This is a genomic window from Verrucomicrobiota bacterium (genome assembly GCA_016871495.1).
In the GTDB taxonomy this organism is placed as follows: domain Bacteria; phylum Verrucomicrobiota; class Verrucomicrobiia; order Limisphaerales; family VHDF01; genus VHDF01.
In genome coordinates, this window is record VHDF01000150.1 from 1 (window position 1) to 5,859 (window position 5,859).

5 protein-coding genes are annotated in these 5,859 nt (G+C 61.4%); all 5 read right to left on the reverse strand.

The window, feature by feature from the left end; translation table 11 throughout:
* Positions 1-206: 206 nt before the first annotated feature.
* The 5 genes from FJ404_19020 to FJ404_19040 all read right to left on the reverse strand — a co-directional run bounded on the left by FJ404_19020 (position 207) and on the right by FJ404_19040 (position 5,645).
* Complete coding sequence (locus FJ404_19020) at positions 207-1,235, reverse strand: WD40 repeat domain-containing protein (protein MBM3824944.1); 1,029 nt, start codon at positions 1,233-1,235, stop codon at positions 207-209.
* 10 nt (positions 1,236-1,245) lie between these two features.
* The gene (locus FJ404_19025) at positions 1,246-2,595 is read right to left on the reverse strand and encodes a GTP-binding protein (GenBank protein MBM3824945.1); all 1,350 of its coding nucleotides are present in this window, start codon (positions 2,593-2,595) and stop codon (positions 1,246-1,248) included.
* 360 nt (positions 2,596-2,955) lie between these two features.
* Complete coding sequence (locus FJ404_19030; GenBank protein ID MBM3824946.1) at positions 2,956-3,828, reverse strand: metal ABC transporter permease; 873 nt, start codon at positions 3,826-3,828, stop codon at positions 2,956-2,958.
* The gene (locus FJ404_19035) at positions 3,825-4,619 is read right to left on the reverse strand and encodes an ABC transporter ATP-binding protein (GenBank protein ID MBM3824947.1); all 795 of its coding nucleotides are present in this window, start codon (positions 4,617-4,619) and stop codon (positions 3,825-3,827) included. Before FJ404_19035 ends, FJ404_19030 begins: the two co-directional genes overlap by 4 nt.
* A 3-nt stretch (positions 4,620-4,622) precedes the next feature.
* Positions 4,623-5,645: a zinc ABC transporter substrate-binding protein gene (locus FJ404_19040; protein MBM3824948.1), complete on the reverse strand. Its 1,023-nt coding sequence runs from the start codon at positions 5,643-5,645 to the stop codon at positions 4,623-4,625.
* Positions 5,646-5,859 lie beyond the last annotated feature (214 nt).

Sequence of the window (5,859 nt, forward strand, 5' to 3'; positions counted from 1 at the left end):
AACCGCATCCGTCGCGCCACCTGAGTAAAGATGTTCCATGTCACGCCCCCAAAAACGGCGGGAAATGAAACGAAAACTGTTACCCATGTCTATGCTCACTTTGTTACCCATGTCTTTGCCACGTGCCAGGGGTTGGCTGAGCATGCCCCTCTCTCCGGCTCTCTCCCCCAGAAAATCCATACTTCACGGCGTGGAGGCCCTGGCGGTCAGACCCGGATCCAACCCACCGACCCATCCTGACATCCGACCGCCAGGGCCGTCTGGTCGGGTGACCATTTGAGACAGAGAATACCGGACTGAAAGCCGAAGGCACGGAGGGGCCGGTCGACAGGTTCGGGTTTCGACCCCGGCCAACGTGATTTCGCGGGGTTCCAGAGGAACACTTTGCCCGATGCACACCCGGAAGCCAAAAGTTCACCGGTTTTCTGAAAGGCCAGCGCGCTGATCAAGCCGGGGTGTCCGGCACATTGAAGGGGAATGGTGCCGGCAGGACCCCGTCCGCGAACATCCCAGACCGTGATCATGTCACCGCCGCCGGACGCCAGGAACCGGGCTCCGGAATCCCAGGCCAGGTGCTTCACCTTCGATGGATATCCACTCATCCGAAGCGGCTCCTCGCCCGCCGAGGGAAGCCGGAAGAACTGGATGGTGTTCTCCTGCGTGCCGGCTCCAATGGCACGTCCATTCGGGCTCAACGCCAGGGACACGAAACTGGCCTTCAAGGAAATCTCCTCATACGGCTGGTTCTCTCCGAGACGGAAGCACCGGATCTTCCCGTAACACGATGTGGCCACTCCCTTGGAATCCGCACGCCATTCCAGTCCGGAGACAGTGCTCTCGTGGTTTTGGAACTCGAACAGCGACTCTCCCGCAGAGTTCCAGATCCGGAGTGTCTTTCCAGCTCCCGTTGCGAGGTTGCGACCGTTGGGTGAAAAAGTCACATGCTCCACCCACGAACCTCCTGCCTGCTCCGACCGCAGAGGATCGTCGGAGCCCGGAGACCACCATCGCACCGTTCCATCCTGCCCCCCGGTGGCAAACACGTCCTCGGTCGCCGACCAGCCCACCGCAAGCACCCCGCCGGCGTGCGCTTTCCACTGCCGGCACCGCTTGCCCGAAGCCACGTCAAATATCCCGCAGGGACCGCTGATGCCCGCCGCAGCGATGTAACGCCCGTCACCGGACCAGTCCAACCCCAGCACGGGATCTCCCAACTCAGCACGAATCAGTTCCATAGGCGGTTGCTCACACAAGACAGGATCGAAAACCCGACTCCAGTTCGGCGCGGTTCAGATTCTTTCCGATGAACACGATCTGCGTCTGTCGCTCGGACTCGGTTTTCCAGGGTCTGTCGGGTTTGCCATCCAGGAGCATGTGAACGCCCTGGAACACAAAGCGATCCTTCACCCCCGCCAGGTTGACGATTCCTTTCATGCGGTAGATGTCGGTACCCTTGTCCCTCAGCAGCCCGCCCAGCCACTCATCGAAACGTTTAGGATCGAGGGAACGCGCCTCGCGGAAGCCGACGGAGGACACGCTTTGATCGTGGGAATGGTTGGGCGCAAACGTCTCCGAACTTGTGGGAAACACCCGTTGCCCATTCCGGGACACCTGCATGCTGAACTCGTCGGGATGATGCTGCGTAAACACTCCGCAAGTTCCCGGCAGGCCAGGTTCCAACAGAAATCGCCCGCCGCGCCCCTCCCCGAACGCAAGCTGGTGAAGTTCCCCACCGGCGAAAAGACTGGCTCCGGGTTCTTGTTTTCGCGGCTCGCCCGAAAACACCTCTACCGCCTTTTGCAGTGTGGCCTTCCAGCTGCCCTCCGAGGCATCCAACATCGGTAGCACGACCATGTCCATGGAGGGATCGGGCCCGGGCTGGAACTCGAGCACATGCGTCCCCGCATCGAGTCGATAGAACCCGGCCCATTCGAACGGCATCTCGGGTTTCAGAAAGTCAGGAGCGGAGGCGAGGGTGTTCTGGAGATCGAAAGCCCGGATGTCGAGGATTTGATCCAGGGGCACTTTCGCATTGTGGGTGCGGTGAATCCGTGTCACGGCGTTGACGGATCGGATTTTGGCTTCGAGGGACTTGAGCGTGGCTTCGTCCACCAGATCCGTCTTGTTGACCAGCGTGACGTCGGCGAACGCCAGCTGCTCCTGGCATTCCGGGCTGGCCTCGAGGTGCTGCCAGACATGTTTCGCGTCCACCATGGTCACAATGGCATCCAGGCGGAACGCAGACTTCATATCGTCATCAACGAAGAACGTCTGGGCCACGGGTGCCGGGTCGGCAAGGCCGGTCGTCTCAATCAACACGGCATCCAGCCGGTCCTTGCGCTTCATGAGATTCCCGAGGATGCGAATGAGATCGCCACGGACGGTGCAGCAGATGCAGCCGTTGTTCATCTCGAAGATCTCCTCATCGGCACCGATGACGAGCTCATTGTCGATGCCGATCTCGCCGAATTCGTTCTCGATGACCGCAATGCGTTTTCCATGGTTCTCGCTGAGGATACGGTTGAGCAGCGTGGTTTTTCCCGAACCGAGAAAGCCGGTCAGGACCGTGACGGGGATGGTATTGGATGGGTTCATAGGTTTAATGGATGGTGTGGGGCTGGTGCGAAACGGAGCTCGAACACGACACTGGCGAGTTACCACACGACACCACGCTTGCGTTTAGTATGACCAAACGCGATTCTGACAGCGTATGGTAAATCGTGAATTTTGGCGAAAACAGGTCGAGCAGCTTTGGGAGAGGCGTAGCATCGTCTGGCTGAAAGGGGTCCGCCGTGCAGGGAAAACCTCCCTCGCGCAAACGCTTGGGCAGATTGAATACTTCGACTGTGAACTCCCTCGTGTGCGGCGCACGATGGATGACCCAGAGGAGTTTCTGACCGGCTTGCACGGCAAGCGCATGATGACGGCGGGTTGAATGAAGGGCAGGCCGCGTGTTCATGTGTTTGAAAGGCTTGCATGGGAGAGCCGCCGGTCCCGGTGGCGGCGAACGAGATAGGCGATGACAAAGAGGGCGAATGCGGTAAGCACGATCGCAGGGCCGGGCGGAACGTCCGCGCTGTTGGAAATCCCTAGTCCCGTCAATGTGCTCGTGAGAGCCACCCCGAGGGACAGCGACGTGATGACGCCCATGTTCCGGCCCAACAAGGTGCTGACCGCCCCGGGCAGGACAAGCATGGCGGTGACCAGGAGGACGCCGACGACCCGCGTCGAGAGAATCACCGTAGCGGCGATGAGCAGAATGAGCGCGTAGCGCAGCACTCCCGTGGGCACTCCGCTGGCGAGTGCGAGTTCCTCATCGAACGTCCACTGCCCCAGCCACCGCCAGCAGGCGAGCACGAGCGTGAGAGCCAGAAGTGCCAGTCCGGCGAGAAGCCAGCACTCGAGCGGATTCACCGCAAGCAGACTTCCGAAGAAGAAGTGTTCGAGGTGCCCCGAATACCGCTGGCGAAGGGAGAGCAGGAGGATACCCAGCGCGAACGCCGCGACGTAGCACGCACCCACTGCCGTGTCGGAGTGCACGCGCTGGCCGCCCGAGAAATACGCAATCGCTGCGGCCACCAAACATGTAAAAACAAAACTCACCGCATAGCTGGCAAGAGAGGGCGCGGGACCGTTTGCCAGCAGGAACATGCCCAGAGCGAGTCCCCCCAAACTCGCATGAGCAAGACCGTCAGCGGAAAAGGACAGCCGGCGCAGCACGACGAACGGCGAAAGGATTCCGCAGGTAAGGCTCATCAGCAATCCGGCGATGAGAGCGCGAGTGATAAAACCGTACTCCAGGAAGGCATCGAGCGCGGCGAGTTTCATGAACAGGGCTTCCCTCCGTGCAAATGAGTGTGTGACGAACTGATACGTGGGTCCCCGACCTGGTATCGCTCCAGTTCACAACGGTAGGCGTCGAGCACGGTGTGCTGCTCCAGCGCATCCGCAGCGCCATGCCAGTGCAGCGTGACGCCGAGGCATGCGATGCGATGGGCGTATTGGGTGATGAGCGGGATGTCGTGGCTGACCAGGACGATGGTGATGCCTTGAGCGGACAGCTCCTGCAGAATGACGCAGAACTGTCGCTGACCTTCGGTATCGACCCCCGCCGTCGGCTCATCAAGCAACAGGACGGCAGGCGAGTCCATCAACGCCCGAGCAAGCAGACAGCGTCGCTGCTGGCCGCCTGAGAGGTGAACGAACGGTTTGTCCTGGTGCTCGCCCAACCCGACCCGGTCCAGCAATTCCTCCGCACGCGTCAGGGTCTCGCGCCGCGCTGCACCGAACAAGGGCCACGCACCGGAGCGACCTTGTTTCACAATCTCCCGCGTGCTCAACGGATAACTCCGGTCCAGGCCCCCGCGCTGCGGCACATAGCCGATGTGTGGTCTCCCGCCATCGGCGGCATGTTCCCAGCGAACCCGTCCCGCACTGGTCGGCACCACGCCCAGTAGCACCCGCAGCAGCGAGGTCTTGCCGCCACCATTCGGTCCGATAACGCCGAGGAACTCGCCCGACGCGACCGTCAGGCTGATGTCCTGCAAAATGCGGCGCCCCGCGAGGTCGAGGGTAAGATTCTCGACCTCAAGCAAGGATTGAGGACAGGAAGTCATCACGCTTCAGGGTTCGGTGAGCACGCGGCGCAAGGTTTCGAGATTGAGGCGCTGGCGTTCGAAGTAGGTGGCCTGCGGCGCCTCCGGCAGGATCGTTTCACACGGGTCCAGCCGTTCGACGCGGCTGCCTATATCCTTCGCAATCACCTGGGCCAGCCGGTCGGGTAGCTGCGGCTCGGCGAAGATGACCTTCATCTTCAGCCGGCGCATCAGGTCCACGAGCTGGCGCAGATACGCAGCGGACGGTTCGTCGCCCGGGAACAATTCGATGACCCCAACGGTTTCAAGCCGGTAGCGGGCGCAGAGATATGCGAAGGCCCCATGGAATGTGACGAGCTCCCGGCGCTTCACATCCGCCAGCTTCGCGGTGAATTCCTGGTCCAGCTTCTGCAGTTCGCCAATCAGGGCATCCCGCCGCGAAAACACCGCCTCGCGGTGCTGGGGCGCAATCTCGGCCATCTCGGATGCGATCCGTTGTACGATTTGTTGAGCCAAAACCGGATCGAGCCATACATGAGGGTCGACCTCGTTCTCATCATGCTCATGGGAGTGTCCATGAGCTCCATGCGCATGCTCGGTGGATCCGCCGAGGGTGGCTTTTCCGACACGTCTGGGTGCGATGCCCAGGCTGGCGACGGTGACCCGTGTCCGACGCTCGCTCGCCGCAAGCTTTTCCACCCAGCCATCCATCCCAAGGCCGAGGAGCAACACGAGTTGTGCGCTCGCAACCGTTTGAGCAGCGCGGGGACTGGCGTCCATCGCGTGAGGATCGCCGCCGGGCGGCGTGAGACAAACGACATTGAAGTTCGTCCCGCCCAGTGTCCGCGCGAAATCGAAGAGCGGAAAGAAACTGGTGACGACGAGCGGGCGTGGATCGCCCGCCGTCTCTTGTTGACGGCAGCCGGTGCAGACGAGCGCGGCGACGACGCAGATCAGGATGAGATCAAGCGCGCTACGTCTCCGACGTCCAGGTGCGGCCCCTTCGCCTCGGACGAGCCATCGGATGAAATTTGACATTCGAGCGTCCATGGAGAGAGAAGTTCAATTCGAGAAGACCAAGTCGGTCGCATCCATCTGGTAAATCCCGATCAGGAAGCCGTCCTCGCGCATCTCACCGACGCGCAGCGTGCCGAAACAGGTCACGGGCTGGCGGAGCTTCGGTTTCACGCCCTGGAGCGAGCGCACCAGCACCCAGTGGTTCAGACGCGGCGTCTTGCCGAAGCAGCAATCCGCCTGGTCACGG